25 protein-coding genes and 2 pseudogenes are annotated in these 25,471 nt (G+C 72.3%); 13 read left to right on the forward strand and 14 right to left on the reverse strand.

Features of this window, described 5'->3' with window-relative positions; genetic code table 11:
- Positions 1-63: 63 nt before the first annotated feature.
- From Phou_RS49440 to Phou_RS49465, 7 genes are read left to right on the forward strand one after another with little or no spacing between them, the layout of a single operon-like run.
- Positions 64-1,287, forward strand: a complete 1,224-nt coding sequence (locus Phou_RS49440) for an amino acid ABC transporter substrate-binding protein (protein ID WP_173071819.1) — start codon at positions 64-66, stop codon at positions 1,285-1,287.
- 13 nt (positions 1,288-1,300) lie between these two features.
- Entirely contained in the window at positions 1,301-2,182 is an 882-nt protein-coding gene (locus tag Phou_RS49445; RefSeq protein WP_173071821.1) for a branched-chain amino acid ABC transporter permease, read from the forward strand.
- On the forward strand, positions 2,179-3,933 hold the full coding sequence (locus tag Phou_RS49450; protein ID WP_173071823.1) for a branched-chain amino acid ABC transporter ATP-binding protein/permease: 1,755 nt from the start codon (positions 2,179-2,181) through the stop codon (positions 3,931-3,933). The genes Phou_RS49445 and Phou_RS49450 overlap by 4 nt, the downstream gene beginning before the upstream one ends.
- Positions 3,920-4,192 (forward strand): ATP-binding cassette domain-containing protein, encoded by a 273-nt coding sequence (locus tag Phou_RS54860; protein WP_281365211.1) that lies wholly within the window; start codon positions 3,920-3,922, stop codon positions 4,190-4,192. The genes Phou_RS49450 and Phou_RS54860 overlap by 14 nt, the downstream gene beginning before the upstream one ends.
- Complete coding sequence (locus Phou_RS54865; protein ID WP_281365212.1) at positions 4,189-4,638, forward strand: ATP-binding cassette domain-containing protein; 450 nt, start codon at positions 4,189-4,191, stop codon at positions 4,636-4,638. Before Phou_RS54860 ends, Phou_RS54865 begins: the two co-directional genes overlap by 4 nt.
- The gene (locus Phou_RS49460; RefSeq protein ID WP_218579669.1) at positions 4,631-5,743 is read left to right on the forward strand and encodes an alpha/beta hydrolase family protein; all 1,113 of its coding nucleotides are present in this window, start codon (positions 4,631-4,633) and stop codon (positions 5,741-5,743) included. The genes Phou_RS54865 and Phou_RS49460 overlap by 8 nt, the downstream gene beginning before the upstream one ends.
- Positions 5,744-5,751: 8 nt before the next feature.
- A complete protein-coding gene (locus Phou_RS49465) occupies positions 5,752-6,654 on the forward strand; it encodes an NAD(P)-dependent oxidoreductase (RefSeq protein WP_246274861.1) in 903 nt (300 codons plus the stop codon).
- A 21-nt stretch (positions 6,655-6,675) separates the two neighbouring features.
- Here Phou_RS49465 and Phou_RS49470 read toward each other — a convergent pair whose 3' ends face one another.
- The 6 genes and pseudogenes from Phou_RS49470 to ypfJ (Phou_RS49490) form a co-directional block, all read right to left on the reverse strand.
- On the reverse strand, positions 6,676-7,536 hold the full coding sequence (locus Phou_RS49470; protein WP_173071829.1) for a hypothetical protein: 861 nt from the start codon (positions 7,534-7,536) through the stop codon (positions 6,676-6,678).
- A 47-nt stretch (positions 7,537-7,583) separates the two neighbouring features.
- On the reverse strand, positions 7,584-8,156 hold the full coding sequence (locus tag Phou_RS55205; protein ID WP_246274893.1) for a molybdopterin cofactor-binding domain-containing protein: 573 nt from the start codon (positions 8,154-8,156) through the stop codon (positions 7,584-7,586).
- Positions 8,157-8,467: 311 nt separating this feature from the next.
- Positions 8,468-9,592, reverse strand: a pseudogene (locus Phou_RS49475) (molybdopterin cofactor-binding domain-containing protein); the annotation flags it as partial.
- The gene (locus Phou_RS49480; RefSeq protein WP_173072169.1) at positions 9,532-9,978 is read right to left on the reverse strand and encodes a (2Fe-2S)-binding protein; all 447 of its coding nucleotides are present in this window, start codon (positions 9,976-9,978) and stop codon (positions 9,532-9,534) included. The gene Phou_RS49480 and the pseudogene Phou_RS49475, both read right to left, overlap by 61 nt.
- 15 nt (positions 9,979-9,993) lie before the next feature.
- Positions 9,994-11,010 (reverse strand): KPN_02809 family neutral zinc metallopeptidase, encoded by a 1,017-nt coding sequence (gene ypfJ, locus Phou_RS49485; RefSeq protein ID WP_173071831.1) that lies wholly within the window; start codon positions 11,008-11,010, stop codon positions 9,994-9,996.
- Between the two features lie 49 nt (positions 11,011-11,059).
- The gene (ypfJ, locus tag Phou_RS49490) at positions 11,060-11,968 is read right to left on the reverse strand and encodes a KPN_02809 family neutral zinc metallopeptidase (RefSeq protein WP_173071833.1); all 909 of its coding nucleotides are present in this window, start codon (positions 11,966-11,968) and stop codon (positions 11,060-11,062) included.
- A gap of 181 nt (positions 11,969-12,149) precedes the next feature.
- Between ypfJ (Phou_RS49490) and Phou_RS49495 the strand changes: the two genes are divergently transcribed.
- A complete protein-coding gene (locus Phou_RS49495; RefSeq protein WP_173071835.1) occupies positions 12,150-13,748 on the forward strand; it encodes an ABC-F family ATP-binding cassette domain-containing protein in 1,599 nt (532 codons plus the stop codon).
- A gap of 471 nt (positions 13,749-14,219) precedes the next feature.
- Here Phou_RS49495 and Phou_RS49500 read toward each other — a convergent pair whose 3' ends face one another.
- Complete coding sequence (locus Phou_RS49500) at positions 14,220-15,032, reverse strand: hypothetical protein (protein ID WP_246274862.1); 813 nt, start codon at positions 15,030-15,032, stop codon at positions 14,220-14,222.
- Between the two features lie 502 nt (positions 15,033-15,534).
- On the opposite strand from Phou_RS49500, the gene Phou_RS49505 reads away from it, so the two are divergent.
- From Phou_RS49505 to Phou_RS49515, 3 genes are all read left to right on the forward strand, one after another.
- The gene (locus Phou_RS49505; protein ID WP_085066491.1) at positions 15,535-15,762 is read left to right on the forward strand and encodes a helix-turn-helix domain-containing protein; all 228 of its coding nucleotides are present in this window, start codon (positions 15,535-15,537) and stop codon (positions 15,760-15,762) included.
- Between the two features lie 46 nt (positions 15,763-15,808).
- Complete coding sequence (locus Phou_RS49510) at positions 15,809-16,573, forward strand: enoyl-CoA hydratase/isomerase family protein (protein ID WP_173071839.1); 765 nt, start codon at positions 15,809-15,811, stop codon at positions 16,571-16,573.
- A gap of 104 nt (positions 16,574-16,677) precedes the next feature.
- On the forward strand, positions 16,678-18,615 hold the full coding sequence (locus tag Phou_RS49515) for an ABC transporter ATP-binding protein (RefSeq protein ID WP_173072171.1): 1,938 nt from the start codon (positions 16,678-16,680) through the stop codon (positions 18,613-18,615).
- A 554-nt stretch (positions 18,616-19,169) separates the two neighbouring features.
- On the opposite strand, the gene mug is transcribed toward Phou_RS49515, so the two are convergent.
- The 6 genes and pseudogenes from mug to Phou_RS49545 all read right to left on the reverse strand — a co-directional run bounded on the left by mug (position 19,170) and on the right by Phou_RS49545 (position 23,423).
- Positions 19,170-19,724 (reverse strand): G/U mismatch-specific DNA glycosylase, encoded by a 555-nt coding sequence (gene mug, locus Phou_RS49520; protein ID WP_173072173.1) that lies wholly within the window; start codon positions 19,722-19,724, stop codon positions 19,170-19,172.
- Between the two features lie 56 nt (positions 19,725-19,780).
- Complete coding sequence (locus tag Phou_RS49525; protein ID WP_173071841.1) at positions 19,781-20,542, reverse strand: SDR family oxidoreductase; 762 nt, start codon at positions 20,540-20,542, stop codon at positions 19,781-19,783.
- Positions 20,543-20,799: 257 nt separating this feature from the next.
- Positions 20,800-21,072 (reverse strand): annotated as a pseudogene (locus Phou_RS49530) (SCO6045 C-terminal-like domain-containing protein); the annotation flags it as partial.
- Positions 21,069-21,896, reverse strand: a complete 828-nt coding sequence (locus tag Phou_RS49535) for an MbnB/TglH/ChrH family RiPP precursor modification enzyme (RefSeq protein ID WP_173071845.1) — start codon at positions 21,894-21,896, stop codon at positions 21,069-21,071. The gene Phou_RS49535 and the pseudogene Phou_RS49530, both read right to left, overlap by 4 nt.
- Positions 21,893-22,828, reverse strand: coding sequence for a TIGR04222 domain-containing membrane protein (locus tag Phou_RS49540; protein ID WP_173071847.1), 936 nt, complete (start codon positions 22,826-22,828; stop codon positions 21,893-21,895). The genes Phou_RS49535 and Phou_RS49540 overlap by 4 nt, the downstream gene beginning before the upstream one ends.
- Before the next feature lie 22 nt (positions 22,829-22,850).
- Complete coding sequence (locus tag Phou_RS49545) at positions 22,851-23,423, reverse strand: TetR/AcrR family transcriptional regulator (protein ID WP_173071848.1); 573 nt, start codon at positions 23,421-23,423, stop codon at positions 22,851-22,853.
- A 59-nt stretch (positions 23,424-23,482) separates the two neighbouring features.
- On the opposite strand from Phou_RS49545, the gene Phou_RS49550 reads away from it, so the two are divergent.
- Together Phou_RS49550 and Phou_RS49555 are read left to right on the forward strand one after the other, a co-directional pair.
- Positions 23,483-24,322, forward strand: coding sequence for a carbon-nitrogen hydrolase family protein (locus Phou_RS49550; protein WP_173071850.1), 840 nt, complete (start codon positions 23,483-23,485; stop codon positions 24,320-24,322).
- A gap of 55 nt (positions 24,323-24,377) precedes the next feature.
- Positions 24,378-25,043, forward strand: a complete 666-nt coding sequence (locus Phou_RS49555) for an HAD family hydrolase (protein ID WP_173071852.1) — start codon at positions 24,378-24,380, stop codon at positions 25,041-25,043.
- 152 nt (positions 25,044-25,195) lie between these two features.
- Here Phou_RS49555 and Phou_RS49560 read toward each other — a convergent pair whose 3' ends face one another.
- Complete coding sequence (locus tag Phou_RS49560; RefSeq protein ID WP_173071854.1) at positions 25,196-25,441, reverse strand: DUF2630 family protein; 246 nt, start codon at positions 25,439-25,441, stop codon at positions 25,196-25,198.
- Between the last annotated feature and the right edge of the window lie 30 nt (positions 25,442-25,471).

The following is a 25,471-nucleotide window of genomic DNA, read 5'->3' on the forward strand; positions in this document are numbered from 1 at the left end:
TGGCTCACATGATGCGAGGATCGCAATCGATTGCGGTAGGAGATCCGAGCCAAGGAGGGCCCCATGGCTGGCCTGCTGTCTCGCCTCGCGCTCCTCACGACCGCCGCGCTCGCCACCGCCGTCGCCGGCTGCGGGGAGCGGCCCAGTGCCTCCTCCGCCGACTCGGACAAGCCGATCAGGATCGGCATCTCGCTGCCGCTGACCGGCGACTTCTCCCAGCCGGGCACCCAGGCGAAGCGGGGGTACGAGGTCTGGGTCAACATGGTCAACGCAAAGGGCGGCCTGCTCGGCCGGCAGGTCGAGCTCAAGATCACCGACGATGCCAGCAATCAGGACACGGTGGTCGCCGACTACACCCGGCTGATCACACAGGACAAGGTCGACCTGCTGCTCGGCACGTTCTCGTCCCTGCTCAACTACCCGGCCTCGGCCGTAGCCGAGAAGAACGGCATGCTCTACGTCGAGCCGGCCGGCGGCGCGCCCCGCATGTTCGAGCGCGGCTTCAAATACCTGATCTACGCCCAGCCGGCGACCGCGCCGAAGCAGGCCGACGTGATGCTCGACTGGGTCGAGTCGCTCGCCGCCGACCAGCGGCCGAAGACCGCGGCGTACCCCACGCAGGACGACCCCTTCACCCGCCCGGTCATCGAGACCCTCCAGGCCGGCCTCGAGGCGCTCGGCGTGCGCACCGTCTACTCCACGGTGTACCCGCCGGACGCGACGAACTTCCAGACCATCGCCAGCGCGCTGGCCGCCCGCAAGCCGGACCTCGTCGCGCAGGGCGCGGTCTTCGAGGACGGCGTCGGGCTGGTCCGCTCGCTCAAGCAGCTCGGCTTCTCGCCGAAGGTGCTCTTCCAGACCTCCGCGCCGAGCAACGCCGGGCAGTACAGCGATGGCGTCGGCGCGGCCAACACCGAGGGCGTCTTCTACACGGTCAGCTGGAACGAGAAGGCCAAGACACCGCTGAACGGGGACTTCGTCGCGGCGTACGGCAAGGCGTACGGCGGGGAGACACCGGCCGAGGACGCGGCGGACGCGTTCGCGGCGGCGCAGGTGCTGCAGGCGGCCGTCGAGGCGGTGGGCAGGATCGACCAGAAGGCGCTCGCCGACTGGCTGCACGCGAACTCCGTCGACACGATCCTCGGCAAGCTCAACTGGGACGAGACGGGCGCGCCGCAGTCGCAGTTCCTGCTCGCGCAGTGGCAGCGCGGCAAGGTCGAGATCGTGCTGCCGGCGGACCGGGCGACCACCACGACGGTCATCCACCCGAAGCCGGGCTGGCAGTGAGCCTGGAGGGACAGTGACGCAGCTGGTACAGGCGGTCGCGCTGGGCGTGCTGATCGGCGGCGTGTACGCGCTGCTCGCCTCCGGCCTCACGCTCATCTTCGGCGTGATGCACGTCGTCAACGTGGCGCACGGCGCGCTGCTCGTGCTCGTCGCGATGCTCACCTGGTGGATGTGGCGCCACACCGGCATCGACCCGATCGTCGCGTCGGTGGTCACGACGCCGCTGATGTTCGGCCTCGGCTGGGCGCTCTACAGAGGACTCGTGGTGCGCATCCGGGGCGCGCCGGCGTCGATGTCGGTACTGCTCACGTTCGGGCTCGCGCTCACCATCGAGGGCGTGCTCAACGTGACCGCCGGCAACAAGTTCCGTTCGGCGACGCCCGGCTACTTCGAGGAGTCGTACCGGATCCGCGGTGTCTCGCTGCCCAAGCCCCAGCTGTACGGCTTCCTCGCCGCCGTCGCCGTGCTCGCGCTGCTCTACGTCGTGCTCACCCGCACCTGGACCGGCCGCGCGATCCGGGCCACCGCGCAAAACCCGGACGGCGCCGCGCTGATCGGCGTGAGCGCCACGGCCACGGCCGCCCTGGCGTTCGCGATCGGCACGGCGACCACCGGCGTCGGCGGCTCCATCATGTCGGTGCTGTACCCGTTCTTCCCCGCCTCCCACTACGACTGGATCTCCCGCCTGCTCAGCATCATCGTGCTCGGCGGCCTGGGCAGCCTGCCCGGCGCGCTGGTCGGCGCGCTCGTGCTCGGGCTGGCCGAGACGCTCACCGCCACGTACGGCTCGCTGCGCTGGTCCACATTGGTCTTCTACGTGGTGATCCTCGCTGTGCTGCTCGTGCGCAAGCAGGGCATCTTCGGGGCGCGGCTGCGTGAGGACGTGGCGTCGTGAAGTGGGCGGCCCTGCCGCTGGCGGCACTGGTGCTGTATCCCGTGATCCGGCCGTTCGACGCGTACCAGCAGACCGTGCTGCTGCTCGCCTTCCTGCTGGCGGTGCAGGCGGTGAGCTGGAACATCATCTCCGGGTACGCCGGCTACGTCTCGCTGGGGCACAGCGCGTTCCTCGGGCTTGGCTCGTACACGGCCGGCATCGTCGGCGTCCACACCGGACTCAACCCGTTTCTCGCCGCACCACTGGGTGGGATCGTGGCGGTGCTCGGTGCGCTCGTGCTGGGCGCGGTGGTGCTGCGGGCGCGCGGGCACGCGTTCGTCATCATCACGATCGCGCTACTGCTCGCCATGCAGGTCGTGGCCACGAACTGGTCGTCGCTGACCAACGGGTCGAACGGGATCACGCTGGAGCTGCCCTTCTGGTCGCGCGACTTCCAGAACGTGCCCTTCTACTACTTCTTCCTGCTGCTGATGTTCGCGGCGATCGGGTTCAGCTGGGCTATCCGGCGCACCAAGTTCGGCACCGGGCTGGTGGCGATCCGGGAGGACGAGGGCAAGGCCGCCGCGATCGGCGTGGACACGACCCGGTACAAGATCGTCGCCTTCTGCTGCAGCACGTTCTTCGTGGGCATGGCCGGCGCGGGGTACGCGTACTTCCTCACGTTCCTCAACCCGGTCGGCGCGTTCGGCATCCTCGGCAGCGTCACGATCGTGCTCGCCGCCCTCGTCGGCGGGCGCGGCACGCTGTGGGGACCGGTGATCGGCGCGTTCATCGTGCAGATCGCGAGCGAGCTGGCCACCGTCTACGGTGGAGGATCGCAGAGCCGGGTGCTGCTCTTCGGCGTCGCGCTCGTGCTCGTCGTCCTCTTCCTGCCGGCCGGCCTGCTCCCCGCCATCGCCGCGCGCGTGCGCCGCGGGTCCACGGTGGAGTTCATCGACCAGTCGGGCGCGCTGGCGTCGGCCCGCGTGGAGGTCCACGTGCCGGAGGCACCGCCCGGGCCCATCCTCGAGGTGCGGGGCGTGTCCAAAGGCTTTGGCGGGCTCGTCGCGGTCGACGGCACTGACGTCACCGTCCAGCGGGGGAGCGTCACCGCGCTCATCGGGCCCAACGGCTCCGGCAAGACCACCCTTTTCAACCTGGTGACGGGCGCGATGCGGGCGGACGCCGGCGAGATCTGGTTCGACGGGCGGCGGATCGACCGGCTGCCGCCGTGGACCCGCGGGCACCTCGGGCTGGGCCGCACATTCCAGGTCACCCGCCTCTTCCGGAGCATGACCGTCCTGCAGAACGTGGTCGCCCCGCTCCCGGACGCCCGCTGGCGCACGATGCTCGCCGGCGCGGTCCGCGGGCACGAGGCCGACCGGGCGCGCGAGCTGCTCGGCTTCGTCGGGCTCGCGCGCTTCGCCGACCAGCCCGCCGGCTCCCTCTCGTACGGGCAGCAGAAGCTCGTCGAGCTCGCCCAGGTGCTGATGATGGAGCCGAAGCTGGTGCTCCTCGACGAGCCCGCGGGCGGGGTCAACCCCAGCCTCGTCGGCCGGATCTGCGACATCGTGCGCGGCCTCAACGAGCAGGGCGTCACGTTTCTGGTCGTGGAGCACAACATCCCGATGGTGCTCGGGCTCTGCGACCCGGTCGTGGTCTTCTCCCGCGGCCGTCCCATCGCCGAGGGGCCGCCCGCCGCGATCCGCAACGACCCGCTCGTGCTCGACGCGTACCTGGGTGAGGAGGCGGGCGCCGATGCTTACGCTTGACGGCGTCGTCGCCGGCTACGGCGCGGGTGACGTGCTCCAGGGCGTCGACCTCGAATGCCCGGTCGGCTCCATCACCTGTGTCGTCGGTCCGAACGGCGCCGGCAAGTCCACCGTCCTGCGCGTGGTGAGCGGCCTGCTGCGCCCCCGCGCCGGCACGGTGACGCTCTCCGGACGGCCGATCGGCGGCCTTCCCGCCGACGAGATCCTCCGCCTCGGCGTCACGCAGGTGCCGCAGTTCAACGCGATCTTCCCACGATGAGCGTGCGGGAGAACGTGCTCATGGGCGGCTTCCTCATCCGCCGAGACCGGGCGCTGCTGCGCCGGCGGTACGCGGCCGTGGAAGAGCTCGTCCCGCTGGTCGCCGAGCGCCGCGCCGACCCGGCCGGCAACCTCTCCGGCGGCCAACGGCGCATGGTCGAGATCGGACGGTGCCTGATGCTCGACCCGTCGCTGATCCTCCTCGACGAACCGTCGCTCGGGCTCGACCCGAAGGCGCTCTCCGCGGTGGCCCGGCTGGTCCGGCGCCTGAACGAGGGCGGTACCACCGTGCTGCTCGTTGAGCAGAACGTGCGGCTGGGACTGGGCATGGCGACGCTCGGCGTGGTGATGGAGGGCGGCCGCGTCCGGCTCGCCGGCACCGCCGCCGAGATCCTCCGGCACCCGGAGATCGCGACGCTCTACCTCGGAGGTGTCCCCAGTGGATGAGCTCGTCGCGTCGGCCATCGCCAACTGGGCGCCGCGCTTTACCACGAACGGCGTGGCCGTCGCGGACTTCGAGCGGGTGGCGCAGTCCGTCGCCCGGTGGGAGGACTGGGGCGCGAGCTGGTCCTGCGTCGCGGCCGAGCACGAGGCGCTCGGGTTGGAGGCGACCGCGCAGGGCCGGTACCGCTCGGCCGCGCAGCACTACGCGCAGGCGGCCGTCTACTACCACTTCGGCAAGTTCCTCTTCGTGCGCGACCTGGCGCAGATGCGGGCCACGCACACCGCGGCCGTGCGCTGCCTCGACGCCGCCCTGCCACACCTCGACCCACCCGGGCGGCGGGTCGAGATCCCGTACGGCGGAGCACGTCTGGTCGGCGTGCTCCGGCTGCCCTGCCGGCCCGGGCCGCACCCGGTGGTCGTGCTGGTGCCGGGGCTCGACTCGGCCAAGGAGGAGTTCCGGTCGACCGAGGCGCTCTTCCTCGAACGGGGTGTCGGCACCTTCAGCGTCGACGGGCCGGGGCAGGGCGAGGCCGAGTACGACCTGCCGATCCAGGCCGACTGGGCGGCACCCGGCGCCGCCATCCTCGACGCGCTGTCCACTCAGGACGGCGTCGACGCGGAGCGGCTCGGGGTCTGGGGCGTGAGCCTCGGCGGCTACTACGCGCCCCGGATCGCCGCCGCCGACCCTCGGGTGCGCGCGTGCGTGGCACTCGCCGGCCCCTACGACTTCGGCGAGTGCTGGCAAGCCCTGCCGGCGCTGACCCGCGAGGCGTTCCGCGTGCGCTCCCGCTCCGCCGACGACCGCGCGGCCCGCGCCGCCGCGCGCACGCTCACCCTCGCCGGACACGCCGACGCGATCCGCTGCCCGCTGCTCGTCGTGACCGGCAAGCGCGACCGGCTGTTTCCGTGGCAGCACGGCGAACGGCTGGCCGCCGAGGCGAACGGTCCCGTCACTCTCCTGCTGCTGGTCAACGGCAACCACGGCTGCATGAACGTGGCCGCCCTGCACCGCCACCGCACGGCTGACTGGGTGGCCAGTCAGCTGGGCGTGGCCTGCGAACGGGCGGCACAAGGTACAACCGCACTGAGAGGGAACGCACCGTTATGACCCACCACATGACGGTCGGCTGGATCGGCACCGGGCGGATGGGGTCGGCGATGGCTCGGCGGCTGGCCCGCGCCGGCTTCGACGTCACCGCCTGGAACCGCACCCGCGCCAAGACCGAGGCCCTGACCGGCGACGGCATCCGCGCCGCCGACCACATCACCGACCTTGCCGACTGTGACGTCGTGTTCACGATGGTGTCCACGTCGACCGACCTGGAGGCGGTGCTCACCGACCTCTTCGCCCGCACCGACGCCGCACCGTCCACTGTGGTCGACTGCTCGACGGTGAGCGCGGAGGCGTCGGCCGCCGTGCGCGCCGCCGCGCAGGACCGGGGCGTTGACTTCCTCGCCGCGCCGGTCAGTGGCAACGGCAAGGTGGTCGCCGCCGGCAGGCTGAGCCTCGTCGTCTCCGGCCCCGAGCCCGTCTACCACCGCGTGGAGCCGCTGCTGGCCGCGCTGGGCCGTTCCACCACGTACGTCGGCGACGGCGAGACCGCCCGCCTGGTCAAGCTCTGCCACAACCTCCTGCTCGGCGTCGTCATCCAGTCGGTCGCCGAAATCACGGTGCTGGCCGAGCGGGGCGGGGTGTCGCGCGCCGCGTTCCTGGACTTCCTCAACCACAGCGTGATGGGCTCGATGTTCACCCGCTACAAGACGCCGGCGCTGGTCAAGCTCGACTACACGCCGACCTTCACGCCGGTCCTGCTGCGCAAGGACTTCGACCTCGGCCTGGCCGCCGCGCAGGACCTCGGCGTACCGATGCCGGTGGCGGCGCTCACCCAGCAGATCATCCAGGGCGTGATCAGCGGCGGCCGCGGCGCCGACGACTTCGCCGTCCTGCTCGAACAGCAGGCCGCGGCGGCCGGCCTGGACCTCAAGCCCGAGTCCGCCGAGGTCGACGACGGACTGTGACAGGGACCGGAGCGGTCGGCGCTACAGCGGGTTGCCGTGCTCGTCCACGGCGATGGCGCGCTTGATTTCGAGGTTGGCCAGCGCGGTGGCGGTCAGGTCGAAGGCGGACCAGTCCGCGGGCGGCTGCTCGGCGGCGTGGCGTTCCTCGGCCTCGTGCTCACCGACGGCGCGGTCGGCCTCTTCGACGGCCGCGCGCAGGGCTTCGACGCCGGCGGTGTCGCGGCGGGCCTCGTCCACGAAGGAGCGCAGGTCCGCCACGTCGAACTGCGCGCCAAGGTCAACCGGGTAGCGCTGGCGCTCCTCGCCGGGCGGTGCCCAGACCAGGCCCCGGGCGGCGACGAACGCGTCGACCGAGGCGAGCTGCCGGACCAGGTCGGCCACCTCGGTCAGGCGGTCGCGGTAGAGCTCGCGGGCGAGTGTGGAATGGCCCAGGAGCCGGTCGAACATGTCGTCGAGCGGGCCATCCAGCTGCGTGGACAGGCCGTCCCACACGGGCTGGTAGACGAGTGCGTGGTGGAGGGTTTCGCCGTCCAGTGTGACGGCCGGCGCGAAGCCGGCCGGGTCGTCGTCCAGGAAGCCGAGGCTGTTGCGTTCCACCACCTCGAGCAGGCGGTCGATGTCGTCGGTGGGCTCCAGCGGCTCGTCGTCGCTCACCGCGAGACGGCCGTCCGCGAGGCGATCGACGGCGTACCGCCAGAGCAGGCCGGCGTGTGCGTCCTCGACCACCGAGTCGATCGTGCCGTAACAGTTGTAGATGCCCCGCAGCCCCAGCGCGGCCGGCCGGTAGCCGTCGCCGACCCTTGTCAGCAGGACGGCCGTGGCCGGGTCGTTCGCCGTCAGCGGCAGGCCGGTGACCATGCACCGGAGGTCCCACATGCCCATTCGTGCCTCCCCGTTTCGACCGGCGGACTTTTCGGCCGGCGGACAGCTTAGGCGTCGATGGCGGCGACGATCCGGTCGGGGGTGAGGGGGAGGTCGCGGACGCGTACGCCAAGGGCGGCCGCCAGGCCGTTGCCGATCGCGGCGGCCGTCGGTCCCTGGGCCGCCTCGCCGGCGCCGACGCTCGGCTCGTCGGGGCGCCCGAGCAGTGCCACGTCGACGCCGGGCACCTCGCTGAAGCGCAGGATCGGGTAGCTCTCCCAGTCGGCGCTGGTCACCCGCCGGCGGTCGAACCTCACCCGCTCCTTGAGCGTCCAGCTCGCGGCCTGCACCGCGCCGCCCTCGATCTGGTTGCGCACGCCGTCCGGGTTGACCACGCGGCCCACGTCGACGGCGATGGCGAGGCGGCGTACCCGGACGTCGTGCTCGGCCTCGACCTCCGCGACCACCGCGCAGTACGCGCCGCGCTCCTTGTAGCGGGCCAGGCCCAGCCCGCGGTTGCCGCCGCCCCACCCGCCCAGCTCGGCGGCGGCGAGCAGCACCGCGCGGGCGCGCGGGTCGGTGAGGTGGGCCAGGCGGAAGTCGAGCGGGTCACGGCCGGCCGCGGCGGCGAGCTCGTCCATGAAGGACTCGATGGCGAAGACGTTGAGGAACGCGCCGAGCGAGCGCAGCGACGAGGACCGCAGCGGGGCGCGCAGCGCGCGGTGGGCGCGGATCGAGCGCTCCGGAAAGGCATAGATGGGTACCGCGTTGCGAGCGATGCCGGCCCCCGCGAAAGGGGCGGGTCGGCGGGCGGCGGCAGCGGATGCGGGTCGGCGAGGTGCGCGGCGGCGAGCAGGCCGGGGCTGCCCGCGTAGCCGGGGCGGGAGACGTGGCCCTGGCTCCACACGTCGTACGACCAGCCGGTCACCATCCCCGCGCCGTCCACAGTGGCCGCGACGTCCGCGACCATCGCGGAGCCGAAGGGCGCCCAGGTCAGCTCGTCCCGCCGGCTCCACCGCACCTGCACGGGGCGGCCGGGCACCGTGCGGGCGAGCAGCACCGCGTCGAAGGCGGCGTCGTCGGCGGCGTTGTGCCCGTACGCACCGGCGCCCTCGACATGCCGCACCTCGACCCGCTCCGCCGGAAGGCCGAGCGCCTGCGCGATCGCGCGGCGCAGCGGATGCGGGCCCTGCGTGTGGCTCCACACCCGCACCGTGCCGCCGTCCCACTGAGCCACGGCACAGCTCGGGGCGATGGAGGCGTGCGCGATGAAGGGCCGGGTGTACGTCGCCCGGTGCGCCGCCTCTCCCACCCGGCCGTCGACCACTGTGGACGTCTCCAGTGGACCCTCGCGCAGATACGAGGCGAGCGCGTCCTCGTCGGGCAGCGTGTCGGCCTCCGCCCAGCGGGCCGTGGAAGCGAGCGCCTCGGCGGCACGCGCGACCGACGCCTCCGTGGCGGCCACCACGCCCAGGAAGCTGCCGTCGACGACGGTGCCGGGCAGGGTCGTGTCCACCGACACGAGCCGGGCGCCGGGCGACGGCGGGCGGATCACGCGCCCGTAGAGCTGGCCGGGCAGGCGCAGGTCGTGCACGTAGCGGGGTCGACCGGCCACCTTGTCGGGCAGGTCCAGCCTGGGCACGCTCGTACCCACCACCCGCAGCTGCGCCGCGCTCTTCGGGCTCGCCACACCGTCCGCGTCGCGGTCCCACGTGGTGGCGCCGGCGGCACGCAGCGCGCGTACCTCCGCGCATGCCTGCCGGAGCGCGGCGCCGGACTCGGCGACGGAGAGGCTGCCCGCGGTGATCCCCTCGTCCGGGCCTTCGGCCGTGCCGGGCGGGACCATGCGGATCCGGTCGAGCGGCACGTCGAGCTCGTCGGCGGCGATCTGGGCGAGCGCCGTGAGGATGCCCTGTCCCAGCTCGACCTTACCGACGCGGATCTCGAAGGTGCCGTCCGCGGCGAGCCGTACCCAGTCGGAGAGCCGGGGGTTGGCGGCGAGCGACCGGGGGAGTGTCACGCGCCGGCCGCTCGCAGGACCGCGCGGACCATCCGACCGTGTGCGCCGCAGCGGCACAGGTGGCGGTCGAGCGCGCCCTTGACCGCCTCCTCGTCCGGGTGCGGCTCGCGGGCCAGCAGGGCGGCGGCGCTGACCAGGACGCCGGAGACGCAGTAGCCGCACTGGGCCGCCTGCTCCGCCACGAACGCCGGAAGCAGCGGGTGCCCGGCCAGGCCCTCCACAGTGGTCACCGCCTTGCCCGCGGCCGACCACAGTGGAACATCGCAGGCCGGCGCCGGATGGCCGTCCAGCAGTACGAAGCAGGCGCCGCACAGCCCCGTGCCGCACCCGAAGCGGCTGCCCACCAGGCCGAGGTCGCCGCGGAGGACGTCGAGCAGGGACGTGTCCGGGTCGGCCTCGACGGTGTGCCGCTCCCCGTTGATCGTCAGCTCATGGCAATCGATTGCACCACTCTACCGTCAGAGCGCGTTGCCGAACGTGTCGCAGCGCTTCGGGTCGCCGGTCCGGTACCCCTGGTCGAACCACTGCTGCCGCTGCTGCGCGCTGCCGTGGGTGAACGCCTGCTCGTTGACCCGCCCGCCGGCCTTGCGCTGGATCGTGTCGTCGCCGACGGCCGCCGCCGCGGTCAGCGCCTGCTGGATGTCCTGCTGGGTGACGTTTGTGAACAGCGGCTGCCCGCCGGCATCGGTCGTGGTCGTGGCCGCGCGGGCCCACACGCCGGCGTAGCAGTCCGCCTGGAGCTCCAGCATGACCGACAGCGCGTTGGTGTTGCCCGGGTCGCGCTGCTGCTGGCGGCGCATCTGCGCCTCGGTGCCGAGCAGCGTCTGCACGTGGTGGCCGTACTCGTGCGCCATCACGTACGCCTGCGCGAACTGCCCCGGCGCCCCGAACCGGGTGGCCAGCTCGTCGTAGAAGCTCAGGTCGATGTAGACGTGGTTGTCCGCCGGGCAGTAGAACGGGCCCACCCCCGCGTCGGCGGAGCCGCAGCCGGTGCTGACCGCGCCGGAGAAGTACCGCGTGGTGGCCGTCTGGTACGGCCGGCCGAAGTTTTCCGGGAGGCCGCGCTGCCAGTAGGCCTGGATGGAGTTGACGAAGGCGAGGTTGACGCAGGCCGGGTCGTCGAACCGGTTGGTGTTCTGGCGCGAGCAGGTCTCGTCGAGCGGGGCGCTGCTGGCGGTGTCCGCCTCGGTGCCGGTGAGGCCGCCGAGGCTGCCGAGACTGCCGAGACTGCCCAGGCCGCCCTGCCCGAGACAGCCGAACCCGCACAGGCACAGCAGCACGACGAGCACGATCGCGATCCCGGCCTTGCCGGCGGGGAGCTTGACGCCGGAGCCGCCGAGGCCACCGCCGCCAAGCCCGCCGCCGCCGCTTCCACCGCGCCCGCCGGGGAGGCGGAACCGGCCGCCTCCGCCGCGCGAGCCACGCATGTCCTCGACCTGGCTGGGATCGAGGTTCGCGTCATCGTTCAGCTCCACGCCCTCATGCTAGGGCGACAAAAGCCTCAAAAGGGTCATTCAGTTGGAGTTACAGCGCGTTACCGAACGTGTCGCAGGACTTCGGATCCCCGGTGTCGTACCCGCGGCCGAACCACTCCTGCCGCTGCGCCGAGGTGCCGTGGGTGAACTGCGACTCGTCGATCCGCCCGCCCGACTTCTTCTGGATGGCGTCGTCGCCGATCGCGGCCGCGGTGTCCAGCCCCTCCTTGATGTCCTGCTGCGTGATGCTCTTGAAGATCTTCTGGCCGCCGGCGTCGGTCGAGCCGGTCATGTTCTTGGCCGCCGCACCCGCGTAGCAGTCCGCCTGCAGCTCCAGCATCACCGACAGCTGGTTGGCGTTGTCGGGGTCGCGCTGCTGCTGGCGGCGCATCTGCGCCTCGGTGCCGAGCAGCGACTGCACGTGGTGGCCGTACTCGTGGGCCAGCACGTACGGCTGCGCGAACTCGCCCGGTGCGCCGAGCTGCGTCGCCAGCTGCTCGTAGAAGGTCAGGTCGATGTACACCTGGTGGTCCGCGGGGCAGTAGAACGGCCCCACGCCCGAGTCAGCCGAGCCGCAGCCGGTGTTCACGGCCTGGCTGAAGAGCACGGTGTCGGCCTGCTGGTACGGCTTGCCGAAGTTTTCCGGCAGGGCCTTCTGCCAGTACGCCTGCACCGCGTTCACGTAGAGCGTGTTGCGGCAGTCGAGCTGGTCCAGCGCGTTCTCCGTCGTGCATTTCTGCTCCAGGGCGGTGTTGTCGCCCTGCCCCTCGCCCCCGCCGCCGATCTGGGTCAGGCCGGCGCCGCCGCCGGCGACAGCCACCAGAAGTGCCACGACGAGGCCGATCCACCCACCCTTACCGCTCGGCAGCGGGATGCCGCCGAGTCCGCCTCCGCCGCCCGATCCGCGCCGGTCCTCGACCTGGCTGGTATCGATACGGGCATCTTCGTTGAGTTCCACGCCGAACCCGGTACCCAGTGATCTTGATTCTTACTCGGTTGGGGCACTCTTGCGGGCCGGGTAGAATCGCTCCCGTGCTGCTCTGCGAAGGCTGAGCCTCTCTGAGCCGACCGGGTCGACGACCGGCCGGCTCATTAGCGCGCCCTGAGTCAGCCTTCGATCACGAGAGCGAGTTGCCACCATGATCACCGCCACCGGCCTGGAGCTTCGCGCGGGCTCGCGGATCCTGCTGTCCGACGCCACGCTCCGCGTGCAGCCCGGCGACCGGATCGGCCTGGTCGGCCGCAACGGCGCCGGCAAGACGACCACCCTCAAGGTGCTGGCCGGCGAGGGCACGCCCTACACGGGCGCCGTCGACCGGCGCAGCGCCGTCGGCTACCTGCCGCAGGACCCGCGCACCGGCGACCTCGACGTCACCGCGCGGGACCGCGTGCTGTCCGCACGCGGCCTCGACACGCTCCTGGCCGAGATGAAGGCCATGGAGGGCAGACTGGCCGACGACGAGCGCGCCCTCCGCCGGTACGGCGCGCTTGAGGACCAGTTCGCCTCCCTCGGTGGGTACGCGGCGGAGGCCGAAGCCGCGCGCATCTGCGCCAACCTCGGGCTGCCTGACCGGGTGCTGGCCCAGACGATCGGCACCCTCTCCGGCGGCCAGCGGCGGCGCATCGAGCTCGCCCGCATCCTCTTCCGCGACGCGGGCGAGGACGGTGCCGGCATCCTGCTGCTCGACGAGCCGACCAACCACCTCGACGCCGACTCGATCACGTGGCTGCGCGGGTACATGGCGGCCCACAAGGGCGGCCTCGTCGTGATCAGCCACGACGTGGCGCTGCTCGACACCGTGGTCAACAAGGTTTGGTACCTGGACGCCAACCGCGCGGTCGTCGACATCTACAACGTGGGCTGGAAGAAGTACCTGGAGCAGCGCGAGACCGACGAGCGGCGGCGCAAGCGGGAGCGGGCCAACGCGGAGAAGAAGGCCGGCGCGCTCATGGCCCAGGCCGACAAGATGCGGGCCAAGGCCACGAAGACGGTCGCCGCGCAAAACATGGCACGCCGCGCCGAAAAGCTGCTGTCCGGCCTGGAGGAGGAGCGGGTCTCGGACAAGGTCGCCAAGGTGCGCTTCCCCACGCCGGCCTCCTGCGGGCGCACACCGCTGACCGCCACCGGTCTGTCCAAGTCGTACGGTTCGCTGGAGATCTTCACGGACGTCGACGTGGCCGTCGACCGCGGCTCCCGGGTCGCGATCCTCGGCCTCAACGGCGCGGGCAAGACCACGCTGCTGCGCATCCTCGGCGGCTTGCTGCCGCCGGACACCGGCGAGGTGGTCGCGGGGCACGGGCTGCGGATCGGGTACTACGCGCAGGAGCACGAGACGCTCGACGTGGAGCGCACTGTCCTGGACCACATGCGCAGCGCGGCGTTCGAGCAGTCGGACACCGACCTCCGCAAGATCCTCGGCGCGTTCCTCTTCTCCGGCGACGACGTCGACAAGCCGGCCGGTGTGCTTTCCGGCGGCGAAAAGACCCGGCTGGCGCTGGCCACGCTGGTCTGCTCCGGCGCCAACGTGCTGCTGCTCGACGAGCCGACCAACAACCTCGACCCGGTCAGCCGCGAGCAGGTCCTCGACGCGATAGCCCGGTACCCCGGCGCGATCGTGCTGGTCACCCACGACCCGGGCGCGGTGCAGGCGCTCAAGCCCGACCGCGCGATCCTGCTCCCGGACGGCGACGAAGACGCGTGGAGCGACGACCTGCTCGAGCTGGTCGAGTTGGCCTGACCGGGTCGCCCTTGTCGATCCGCGCCGGCTGGCCCCGGCACTGATCGCGCCCGGCTTCGCGTGGTGATCGCGGCTTTCCGGCGACAAATCACCCATCTTGTGCCGTTTAGGGCATGATCACCGCTGTGAACGCCATGATCACGCCCGTGGTCCAGCGGGCCTCCGGTGGGCACCCGGCGGCGCGACCCTGCGGATGCCACCCCAGCGCGTCGGCCGAGTGCACGCCACCCCGGCGCACATCGGCCCCCGCGGGTGCCCCCAGCGCGCGTTTGCCCTGCGAGTAGCCACCCCACCGCGTGTCATCCCCGGGCGCGCAACGGCCCAAGGAGTGCCACCGGAGCGGGCGCCAACCGCGCCCACCCGACGCCAGTCCACCAGCGGGAACCCCGGCGGGCGCCGCCCCACCGGGTGATCGTGGAGGCCGGGATCAGCCAAGCAGGCCGGACGCGAGTATCAAAGATAAAGCCCGCCTCACTGAAGCACCGCCCGAAGCACAACAGCCGCCCCGGCTCCCACAGCGACCAGCAGCAGTGGGCTCGGCACCGGGGGTCCGGCCTGGCGTTCCGGGGCCGTGGCGGCGACCGTCAGCCACGGAAAGAACGTCAGCCACGCGTGCTCGACGCCACCGCGGGCGAGCCCGGCGAGCACAGTGGACAGTACGGCCGCGCCGGCGCCGACCAGGAAAGGCCAGCCGGGGGTGTTGCGCATCTTGCGCAGGCTGGCCACGAGCGCCGGGCCGGCGGCCAGCACCAGCACCGCCAGGCTGAGCACGCCCCACCAGATGACCGGCCGCTCGTGCTGGGCGGCCAGCAGGCCGTCGACCCAGCGGAAGCCGAGCAGTTGCGCGATTGCCACGGGGACGAGTGCGCCGAGGCCGGTGACGAAGTTGAGCGCTGCCCGCCGTCTCGCAAAATAAAGACAAACCAGAGAAAAGCCCATCCAAGCGACAGCGAACGAGAACATCGCCGCCACCCCCAGCAGCAGCCCGGCGGTGAGTGCGCCGGCACCCGCCTTCGGGCCGGTTCGGCGGTGGTCGCTGGCCCACGCGCCGGCCGCCACCATGGCCGCCACCAGCACCGCGACCAGGGCGTCGAGGCTGGCGGCGACCCATATGGCGTACGGAGCGAGCACCACCACGGGCAAGTAGCGGCGGGCTTCCAGGTCGCCGCAGCCGTTGCGCACCGCGACCAGGACGAGCGGCACCAGGAGCGCGCCGACGGCGGTCAGCAGCAGGCCCACGGCGAGGGGGTCGGTGACGCCGGCGCGGTGGATCCAGCGCAGCACCAGAGCGGGTCCGGGCGGCTCTCCGGGGTGATTCGCTGGACCGAACAAGCCGTGAACACCGTTGACAACGGCCAATGCGACGGTCCACATTAGGCCCGCCAGATAGCCAGTGAGCAGCACGATTGGCCACGATGCGCGGTCCCACCAACCTCGGGCGGCGACAGTGAACACGATGGCGGCGACCGCTGGTGCGAGCAGTGACGCCGGTCTGACGTTAGACCTGTACGTGCCGAGGAAAGGCGCGGCATCGGTCCCGAGTGGAGACGCGAACCGAACCGCCAGCCAGGTGAACGCGAGTCCGGCGGCGGCAAGTGCCAGCCACACGAACAGGTCCCACCGCGTCACCCGCGCTTCGCTCATCACGGCGCCCTACGGTATCGGGTAGGCGACAAGGTGTGCGTGTCGCTTGGCGAAGGGTTGATATCTAGCGCATGATCGTTCGAGGCGGTCTAATAGACAGGACCGCAAAGAAACCGCACAGTCTGGGACGTGAGGAATCGACATGGCAGCCACCGGCACAGCCACCAGCACTGAGAAGGGTCGCCGGATCGTCGGGGCCGAGCGGCAGACGCTCGCTAAAGACCTGGTCAAGCGGTATACGTCCGGCGAGAGCATTCGTGCTCTGGCGGCCTCCACCGGCCGTTCGTACGGGTTCGTGCACCGGGTCCTGACCGAGTCGGGCGTGCAGCTCCGCCAGCGCGGCGGTGCGCGTCGCCGCAAGAAGGCGTGAGAGCCTTTCGCCTGTTCGGCACCCTGCCGCTGTCGGAAACCCCCCGATGACCGACGACAGCGGCGTTCGGCTGGAATGCGCCGGGCCGGTCGCAACTGTGACGTTGTGCCGGCCCGACGTGCTCAACGCGCAAACGCCGGCGATGTGGACGGCGTTGTCGCGCTTCTCCCGCGACCTGCCCGGTGATGTGCGGGTCGTAATCGTGAAGGCCGAGGGACGGGCCTTCTCCGCGGGGTTGGACCTTTCACTAGTGAGTGGTGAAGGGACGAATTCTTTCACGGAGTTGGCCCGCCTCACCCCTGAGGAAAGCGTGGATCGCATTCACGCCTTTCAAATGGGATTCACGTGGTTGAGACGCCCTGACATCGTTAGCATCGCCGCCGTCCAGGGTCATGCGATCGGCGCCGGATTCCAGCTCGCCTTGGCGTGTGATCTGCGCGTACTCGCCGACGACGCACAACTCTCCATGGCCGAGGTCACGCTCGGGCTGGTACCCGATCTCGGCGGCACCAAACGCCTGCTGGAGCTCGTCGGGTACGGACGCGCTCTGGAGATCTGCGCCACCGGGCGCCGGATGGGCGCCGCGGAGGCCGAGCGGACCGGCATCGCCAACCTCGTCGTCCCGCGCGCCGACCTCGACGGAGCGGCGCGCGACCTCGCCGCCGCCGTGCTGGCCGCGCCGCGCAACGCCGTCGTGGAGGTCAAGGCGCTGCTCGCCGGCGCCGCCGACCGCACGTACGGCGAGCAGGACCTGGCCGAGCGCGAGGCGCAGGTCCGCCGCATCCGCGACCTCGCGGGACTGGGTGAGTAAGGAGTCCCCGGGAACAGCTCGCTTACCTGGCGAGTTCTGTCATACCGGGGATGGAGACTTGTCCCAGGACTGACGCGGAGGTGACGCGCGTGTCGTACGGCGGCATGGGGGGTTGGGAGACCTTGCGGGCGATCCGCGCCCGCGACAAGGTGGCCGGCCACCGACTTGCCCGCGGCACCGGAAAGCGCATCGTGGCGTTCGCGCGGCCCTACCGCGCCGAGATCATCGTGTTCCTGGTCACCGTCGTGCTCTCCGCGGGCATCGGGGTGGCCACGCCGGTCCTCGCCGGCGAGGTGATCAACGCGATCACCGGCAGCCACCCGGACGCCTCGGGCACGGTGGTGCGGCTGGCCTTCTTCATCGCCGGCCTCGCCGTGATCGACGCGCTGCTCTCCCTCGCCCAAAGGTGGTATTCGGCACGCATAGGCGAGGGCATCATCCTCGACCTGCGCACCCAGGTGTACGACCACGTGCAGCGGATGCCGCTCCAGTTCTTCACCCGCACGCAGACCGGCGCGCTGGTCAGCCGCCTCAACAACGACGTGATGGGCGCGCAGCGGGCGTTCACGTCCACGCTCTCCAGCGTCGTGAGCAACGTGATCCAGCTCGTGCTCACCGCCGTCGTCATGTTCACGCTGTCGTGGCAGATCACCGCGCTCTCGCTGGTGATGCTGCCGCTCTTCATCATCCCGGCGCGGCGGGTGGGCAAGCGCCTCGCCGAGATCACCAAGGAGAGCTACGACCTCGACGCGAAGATGAACGCCACGATGACCGAGCGCTTCGGCGTCGCCGGCGCGTTGCTCGTCAAGCTCTTCGGGCAGCCCGACGCCGAGGCGCGGCGGTTCGGCGATCGGGCCGAGCGGGTGCGCGACATCGGCATCCAGTCCGCGATGTACTCGCGCACCTTCTTCGTCTCGATGCTGCTGGTCGCCTCGCTGGCCCAGGCCCTCACATACGGCCTTGGCGGCTGGCTCGCGGTCAACGGCACGGTCAGTGCAGGCACCGTCGTCACGCTCGCGCTGCTGCTCACCCGCCTGTACGGGCCGCTGACCGCCCTCTCCAACGTGCGGGTCGACGTGATGAGCGCGCTGGTCTCGTTCGACCGCGTCTTCGAGATCCTCGACCTCAAGCCCTCGATCGCCGAAAAGCCCGACGCGGTCGCGATCCCGGCCGGCGCGGGGCGGCTGGAGTTCCGCGACGTGCGGTTCCGCTACCCGTCGGCCGCCGAGGTCTCGCTCGCGTCGCTGGAAGACGTGGTGACGCTCGACCGCACGGTGTCCGAGCCGGTGCTGCGGGGCGTCTCGTTCGCCGTCGAGCCGGGCCAGATGGTCGCGCTCGTCGGCCCCTCCGGCGCCGGCAAGAGCACGACGTCGATGCTCGTCTCCCGGGTGTACGACGTGACCGACGGCCAAGTGCTCGTCGGCGGTGTCGACGTCCGCGACGCCACGCTGGAGTCACTGCGCGACACGATCGGCGTGGTCACCCAGGACTCGCACCTCTTCCACGAGACCATCGCGGAAAACCTGCGATACGCCAAGCCCGACGCCACCGACGACGAGCTGTGGTCCGCCCTGCGCGGCGCCCAGGTCGCCGACCTGGTGCAGACGCTGCCCGACGGCCTGGAGACGATGGTCGGCGAGCGCGGCTACCGCTTCTCCGGCGGCGAAAAGCAGCGCATCGCGATCGCCCGCCTGCTGCTCAAGGCCCCCTCGATCGTCATCCTCGACGAGGCCACCGCCCACCTCGACTCCGAGTCCGAGGCAGCCGTGCAGCGCGCCCTGTCGGTCGCCCTGGCCGGCCGCACCGCGCTGGTCATCGCCCACCGCCTCTCCACGGTCCGCGACGCCGACCAGATCCTGGTGCTCGACGAGGGCAAAATCGTCGAGCGCGGCCGCCACGACGAGCTCGTCGCGGTGGGCGGCCTTTACGCCGAGCTGTACCGCACGCAGTTCGCCGTGGCCGACTCCCCAACGCCGTACGCCGATCCCGACCACCCCGAGCCGGTCACCGTGCCACCCCGCGACTACGCCACCGAGTCGTGACCCACCCCTGACCCGCGCCGCACGGCCCGAGCACCCGCGGCGCCGTGACCCTCCAGACAAGCATTCGAGCTACCGCGACGCCCGTCGTGGTCCGGACCGTTGCTCCCGCGGCCTAACCCTCCGCGTTTGGCCCAGCTCACCCCGGGGCCTGCGGCCAGCCCTGTCGCGGATCCATTTTGTCCGCGCCCGCCCCCTGCGTCTGGCGGCGGCGGACTCATGCGACTCGCCACACTTCTCCGGGCGGCGTTGTCAGGTGCCGCAACTGCGCGTCGGCGCCCTCCGCGACCGACGCTCTCCGGCGCCCCGGCCTGCGCGTCAGTGGCCGTTCGCGGTGCGTAACCACTACCGCACCTCGCGGGCCCGGCGACGGTAGCGGTGCGCGCACCAACCAACTGGCCGGCGCGGCGTGGGCTTGTCGCGCGGAGCCGGCAGCGGAGGCCGGGGAAGTCGGCGAGCCCTGGCGAGCCGCCGGCCGGAGCGGTGCCCGCGGGAGCGTGCGGTCCGCAGGTGACGCGGGCGCGGGAAAATTCGCGGGCCGAAAGCGGAAACAGCGCCTACGCGCTCGCCGCCTCGCGGAGCTTGGCGAACTCGGCGGCCAGCGAGTCCGGCGTGTAGTGGGCGTTGAGGCCGCTCGGGTTGGGCAGCACCCACAGGCGGGTCGTGCCGATCGTCTCCACCTGTGCGCCAAACGTCGCCTTCGGGCGTTGGAAGGCGGTCCGGTAGGCGGTCACGCCCACCACCGCGAGCCAGCGGGGGCGTTGGCGGCGGACCTTGGCGGCGAGCTGGGTGGCCCCGGCCTGGAGTTCGGCGGTGGTCAGCTCGTCGGCGCGGGCGGTGGCGCGGGGGGCGATGTTCGTGATGCCGAGGCCGTACGCGAGCAGGTCCTCCTGCTCGTCCGGGCGCAGTTGCCGCGGGGTGAAGCCGGAGCGGTGCAGGGCCGGCCAGAAGCGGTTGCCGGGGCGGGCGAAGTGGTGGCCGGTGGCGGCGGAGTACAGGCCGGGGTTGATGCCGCTGAAAAGCACGGCCAGCCCGGGCGCGATGACGTCCGGGATCGTGCGGTCTGCGGCGGCGGCGAGCTGGTCCTTGGTCGGCTTGGCCGGCGCACCCACCGCGCCGCCGCGCGGGCCGGACGCAGAGAGCGGGCCGGGCGCAGAGAGCGGGCTGGTCACAGGGCGCGGACCGCGCCGCCGTCGACGGGGATCGACGTGCCGGTGACGTAGCTGGCGGCCGGCGAGAGCAGGAAGGCGGCCACGCGCCCGAACTCGGCCGGCTCGCCCAGCCGGCCCATCGGGATGGTCGCTTCCGCGTCCCGCTGGGCGCGTTCGGGGTCGCCGGTCGCCTCGAAGAGCTCGCGGTTGCGGTCGGTGAGGATGCGGCCGGGCAGGAGGCTGAAGACGCGGATGCCGCGCGGGCCGTACTCGTCGGACATGTCCTTGGCCACGCCGGCGAGCCCCGGGCGCAGGCCGTTGGAGAGGCCGAGCCCGGCGAGGGGGCTGCGCACCGATGTGGACAGTACGAGGCCGATCGCGGCGCCCTCGCCCACCGCGTTGGCGACGGTGCGCGCCAGGCGTACCGAGCCGAGGAACACCGTCTCGAACGACTCGCGCCACTGCGCGTCCTCCAGGGCGGCGACGGTGCCGCGCGGCGGGCCGCCTACGGAGATGAGCGCGCCGTCGAGCCGCCCGAACCGTTCGCGTGCCGCCGCCACCAGCCGCTCGGCTGCCAGCGGGTCGCCGAGGTCTGCTGCCACGCCGATCGCCCGGTCCTTGGCGCCGAGGCGCTCGGCGGCTGCCGTCACGCCCTCCGGCGAGCGGGAGGAGACGACGACGCTGGCGCCCTCGGCGACGAGGCATTCGGCTGTGGCGTATCCGAGACCGCGGGAGGCACCGGTGAGGAGATAGACACGTCCGCCAAGTCCGAGATCCATGACGCCGATCCTGCCACCACCCGCGCCGCTCGGCTCGCCACGGCCGGTGGGAGAGCGCGCGGCCCGGGAGAGCGCACCGGCCGGGAGAGCGCACGGCCGGGGGAGAGCGCGGCCCGGGGAGCGCTACACGCCCGGGGAGAGCACGGCCCGGGAGAGCACACGGCCGGGGGAGCGCGGGGTCAGCGGCGGAAGAGCCGGGCCAGGCGGGAGCGTGGGCGCAGGTCGCGTTCGCGGTCGGCGAGCTCGCCGGCGGCGGCGCCGGTCAGCGGCAGCGAGCGGGCCAGGGTGAGGCCGTCCTGGAAGGAGCCTTCCGCGGGGCGGCCGTCAGCCCACTCGGCGAAGACCTCCGGCCAGCGCGGGCCGAACGACGCCGCGAGCAGTGGCCACTGCCGCGCCACGTCGCCGGAACGCTTGCGCAGCAACGCCCGCCGCGCGGTGTCGATCAGGCGGGGGTCGAAGCCGTCCGGGACCGGCGCGCCGGCCACGAGCGCGGCGACGAGGGCGGCCTGGCGTTCGGCGAGCGTGCTCATGTCACGGCTGGATAGCCGGAGGCGGCGGCGATCGCGTCGAGCTCGGCGCGCAGGGTGGCGGCGGGTGGGTAGTGGCCGTCCCGTTCGAGCATCAGAGCCGGCGGCCGGTGCCGCGCGCACAGCTCGCCGACCAGGTCGAGCACCTCGCTCGGCACCGCGTCGGTGTGGGTGTCGTGGTAGATGCCGTCGTGTTCGGCGCCGCCGGCCACATGCACGTACGCGACGCGCTCCAGCGGCAGCCGGTCGAGCAGGTCGGTGGGCTCGGCGCCGCGGTTGCGGGCGTTGGCGTAGACGTTGGCGATGTCGAGCAGCAGCAGCGCGCCGGTGCGGTCGAGGATCTCGGTGAGGAACGCGGCCTCGTCCAGCTCGTCGTCGGGCCAGTCGAAGATGGCGGCGATCGGTTCGAGGGCGAGGGGCACGGGTAGCTCGGCCTGGGTGCGGGCGACGTTCGCGACGACGGCGTCGACCGCCTCGCGGCTGCGCGGGAGGGGGAGCAGGTGGCCCGCCTCGAGCCCGCCGGCCCTGACAAACGCGATGTGCTCGCTCACCAGCGGCGCGTCCAGCCGCCGCGCCGCCGCTGCCAGGTGTGCGACGCGGGCGGGTTCGACGGGCTCGGCCCCGCCCAGCGAGAGCCGCACGCCGTGCGGAATGACCGCGGCGCCGGCGTCACGGAGTGCGGTGAGGTGAGCCGGCACCGGCCCGGAGGCCGGCACCGACTCGGCGATCACCTCGGTGAAGCGGAGGCCGGGCAGCGCGGCCACGAAGCCCGCGATCTCCGGCCGCCACCCGATGCCGACGCCGTACGAGCCGCCGGGGGCGGTCATCCGCCGCAGCCTCCACCGCACCCGCCGCCACAACCACCGCCGCCCCCGCTGTCGCCGCCCCCGCTGCCGGAGTCGGAGCTGCTGCCGGAGTCGCCGGAACCGCCGTAGTAGCCGCCGCTGCCGGAGGTCGACGCGTACTGGCGCTGGATCTCGGCCTCCTCGGCGAAGGCGGCGTCCGCCTGCCAGAGCGACGCCGCACCGTACAGGCCGACGCCGAGCGCTAGCCCGGCCGCGCCGTAGGTGGCCCAGGCGGGACCCATCGAGGGGGACAGGTGCGCGTAGTGGCGGCGCAGATCGTCGAGCGCCCGCCGGGCCGCGCGGGTGCGGGTGGGGGTCGTGCGGAAGAGGACCAACGTGACCACTGCCAGGATCAGGAGCAGCACGACGAGGAAGCCCACCGGCTTGCCGGCCGAGATGCCGGCGAACAGCCGCGTCGCGCCGACGCCGATCAGCATCACCATCAGGAAGGGCACGGTGCGCGCCGCGGCGCGGGCGCCCTCGCTCGGTGCGAGCCCTTGCCGCTCCAGGTCCTCGCGGAGCGTGGACAGCGCCATCGCCACCCACTGGTGGCCGCTCACGTCGCGGGCCGGCACGCGCTTGGCGGCGGCGTTGTACACGGCCTGGTCGAGCGGGGTTGCGCCGGCCGGCATCGGGCCCGACGTCATGAGCGTGCGGCCGGGTCCCATCTCGATAGCGCCCGCGCCGCGGAGGCCGGCGAGCGAGGAGTAGACCGCGAGCTTGTCGCCGCCGTTGAGGTAGGCGACCTGCTGGGGGCCGAGCCGGTCGACGGGAGTGTGGTGGCCGGCGAAGAGCACGGCCCGGTGGATCAGGGCGGCGATCACCAGGATGCCGGCGGCGGTGGCGAAGAGCGCCAGGAAGGTCGGCCCGGGGATCCCCCAGGTGTCACCTTGAGCGGCGAGAACCGTCTGCATGGGCCCAGTGTGGACCAAGGTGTCACGCCTTCCGAACGGCCTCTTCGACAAGATCGAGCACCCGGCCGAGGTCGCCCGGCGGGCGACCGGTGGCGAGGTGGAGGACCAGCCCGTCATAGGCCAGCTCGAGAAACTGGGTCAGCAGGTCGAGCGGCACGTCGTCGCGGAGCACGCCGGCCTCGCGCTGGCGGTGCAGGCGCTCGTGGGTGGCGTCGGTGATGGCCTGCGAGCGCTGCGCCCACCGCTTCGCGAACGCGGGATCCGTGCGCAGCCGCCGCGACACCTCCAGCTGGCTGCCCAGCCACCCGGCCGTCTCGGTGGAGTCGGCGCGCGCCAGCAGGTCGCGCATCACCTGCACGAGCCCGTTGCGCGCGACGGTCTCGACCATCGCGGCCGCGTCGTCCTCGGCCACCGCGAGGAAGAGCGAGTCCTTGTCGCGGAAGTGGTGGAAGATCGCGCCGCGCGAAAGGCCGGTCTCTTCCTCGAGGCGGCGGACCGTGGCACCCTCGTATCCGTGCCGAGCGAAACAGGCGCGAGCGGCGGCGAGGATCTCCTGCCGCCGCGCGTCGAGCTGGTCCTGACTCACTCTGGGCACGTGACCGATCGTGTCACGGTGAGCGGTTGCCCGGCAATCCGTACGTACGGCTTGGTGGCATGCGCCCGCTGACAGTGGCCGCGGTGCAGGCCGAGGCGACCCCCGGCGACGTGGCGGGCAACGCGGCACGCGCGGCCCGCTGGGCACGGATCGCCGCCGACCAGGGGGCCACTGTCGTGGTACTCCCGGAGCTTTTTCTGCCGGCTTACGACCCGCCGGCGCTGCGCGCGAGCCCGGCCACCACGGACGTCGCGGCCGACCGCGGCGGGTGGGTGGCCGACGCGCGCCTCGACCCCATCCGCGCGGCCGCCGCCGACCGCGCGGCCGCCATCGTGGTCGGCGCCGCGGTCCGCCGCCCGGACGGCCGCCGCACCTGCGCGGCGCTCGTGGTGGATCGGCGTGGCCGCGTCGCCGCGGCCTACGACAAGCAACATTTGTGCGGGCCCGAGGAAAAAGACCTTTTCATCCCTGGTACCCGTGGCACGACGCTCGACATCGACGGATGGCGGCTGGGGCTCGGCGTCTGCTATGACGGCTGCTTTCCCGAGCACGCGCGCGCAGCCGCGGTGGCCGGGGCGGACGGCTACCTGTGCCCGAGCGCGTACGTGCGGGGTTCGGCCCACCGGCGCGACGTGTACTACGCGGCGCGGGCGCTGGACAACACGATGTACGTGGCCTTCGCCAACCCGGTCGGCGGCGTGGATCCCTGGTGCTTCAACGGTGGCGCCGCCGTCTACGACCCGGAAGGGCGGCCGCTGGCCCGCGGCGCCGACGACGGCGAGGCGGTCGTCGTGGCGACCCTCGACGCGGCCGAGCTCGCCCGGGTCCGCGCGGCGCACCAGATGCTCGCCGAGCACCGCACCGACCTGGGCGCCGATCGTGCCGTGCTGAGTGGCTAGGTTGTTTACGAATCGGGGCTGTTCTGGGGTGCGCCCGATCACATACAGTGCGCGAGTGCCCCTCCTGCTCCTCGATCTCGACAACACCCTGCTCGATCGGGCAGGGACGTTTCGCGCGTGGGCACAGGACTTTCTGGCGGAGATCGGCGCTCCCGCGGAAGACCTGCAGTGGTTGCTGTCCATCGACGCCGACGGTTTGACCGACCGCTGGGACGTGGCCGACGCGATCCGCGACCGGTACCGGTTGCGCGTCTCCTCGATCGACCTTGTCGACGAGCTCACCGAGGGCCTCGTGGAGCGCCTCACGCTCGACCCGCTCGTCGCCTGCGCGCTGCGGATCGCCGACGACTCGGGCTGGGTGCCCGTCGTGGTGACAAACGGGACGGTCCGCCAGCAGGACATCAAGATCCGGCGCACCGGCCTCGACCGCTACGTGGCCGACTGGGTCATCTCCGAGGACGCCGGCGTGAGCAAACCCAACCCCCGCATCTTCGCGATGGCCGCCCAGCGCGTGCGCATGCGCCTGCAGGGCGCGTGGGTCGTCGGCGACAGCCCCGAGGCCGACATCGGCGGCGCAGCCGCGATGGGCCTGCCGAGCGTGTGGCTGCACCGCGGCCGCGGGTGGATGGAGTCCCGCTTCCGCCCCACGCGCACGGCGGAGGGCATCATCCCCGCGGTGGCGACGGTGCTGTCCGCGGCCGGCGTCGCCCGATACGCCTAGGCGATCCAGCTCCTTCGGGCGCGGGCGCCTTCGGGCCGGAGGGTTGAGGTCCGCGACCGCGGAGGGTGAGGCCGCGGGAGCAACGGTCTGGACCACCGCGGGCGTCGCGGTAGCTCAAATCGCTTGGAATGGATCCTCCGGCCCGGGCGCGGCTACTGGAGGTAACCCTCCACTTCGGACTTCGGGCGGGCCTGCGCGCCCTCGGGGTCCTGGCCCGCCTCGCGCGCGGCACGGCGCTGGCGCAGCAGGTCCCAGCACTGGTCGAGCGACTCCTCGACCGCGCGCAGCCGCCCCCGCTCGTCGTCGGACGAGAGCTCGCCCTTCTGCACCTGGGAGCGGAGCCGGTGCTCCTCCTCGACCAGCTTGTGGATCTCGGACAGGATCGTGGTGTCTTCCATGACCATGAGCCTACGAGAGAGGGCCCGACC

This window comes from Phytohabitans houttuyneae (assembly GCF_011764425.1).
Classification (GTDB): Bacteria; Actinomycetota; Actinomycetes; order Mycobacteriales; family Micromonosporaceae; genus Phytohabitans; species Phytohabitans houttuyneae.

Excerpts from the sequence above, each read along its gene's own strand:
- Phou_RS49440 (WP_173071819.1), top strand. The coding sequence starts at position 64 with ATGGCTGGCCTGCTGTCTCGCCTCGCGCTCCTCACGACCGCCGCGCTC.
- Phou_RS54860 (WP_281365211.1), top strand. The coding sequence starts at position 3,920 with ATGCTTACGCTTGACGGCGTCGTCGCCGGCTACGGCGCGGGTGACGTG.
- Phou_RS54865 (WP_281365212.1), top strand. The coding sequence starts at position 4,189 with ATGAGCGTGCGGGAGAACGTGCTCATGGGCGGCTTCCTCATCCGCCGA.
- Phou_RS49465 (WP_246274861.1), top strand. The coding sequence starts at position 5,752 with ATGACGGTCGGCTGGATCGGCACCGGGCGGATGGGGTCGGCGATGGCT.
- Phou_RS49470 (WP_173071829.1), bottom strand. The coding sequence starts at position 7,536 with ATGGGCATGTGGGACCTCCGGTGCATGGTCACCGGCCTGCCGCTGACG.
- Phou_RS55205 (WP_246274893.1), bottom strand. The coding sequence starts at position 8,156 with ATGGACGAGCTCGCCGCCGCGGCCGGCCGTGACCCGCTCGACTTCCGC.
- Phou_RS49495 (WP_173071835.1), top strand. The coding sequence starts at position 12,150 with ATGATCACCGCCACCGGCCTGGAGCTTCGCGCGGGCTCGCGGATCCTG.
- Phou_RS49505 (WP_085066491.1), top strand. The coding sequence starts at position 15,535 with ATGGCAGCCACCGGCACAGCCACCAGCACTGAGAAGGGTCGCCGGATC.
- Phou_RS49510 (WP_173071839.1), top strand. The coding sequence starts at position 15,809 with ATGACCGACGACAGCGGCGTTCGGCTGGAATGCGCCGGGCCGGTCGCA.
- Phou_RS49515 (WP_173072171.1), top strand. The coding sequence starts at position 16,678 with ATGGGGGGTTGGGAGACCTTGCGGGCGATCCGCGCCCGCGACAAGGTG.
- Phou_RS49525 (WP_173071841.1), bottom strand. The coding sequence starts at position 20,542 with ATGGATCTCGGACTTGGCGGACGTGTCTATCTCCTCACCGGTGCCTCC.
- Phou_RS49535 (WP_173071845.1), bottom strand. The coding sequence starts at position 21,896 with ATGACCGCCCCCGGCGGCTCGTACGGCGTCGGCATCGGGTGGCGGCCG.
- Phou_RS49540 (WP_173071847.1), bottom strand. The coding sequence starts at position 22,828 with ATGCAGACGGTTCTCGCCGCTCAAGGTGACACCTGGGGGATCCCCGGG.
- Phou_RS49550 (WP_173071850.1), top strand. The coding sequence starts at position 23,483 with ATGCGCCCGCTGACAGTGGCCGCGGTGCAGGCCGAGGCGACCCCCGGC.
- Phou_RS49560 (WP_173071854.1), bottom strand. The coding sequence starts at position 25,441 with ATGGAAGACACCACGATCCTGTCCGAGATCCACAAGCTGGTCGAGGAG.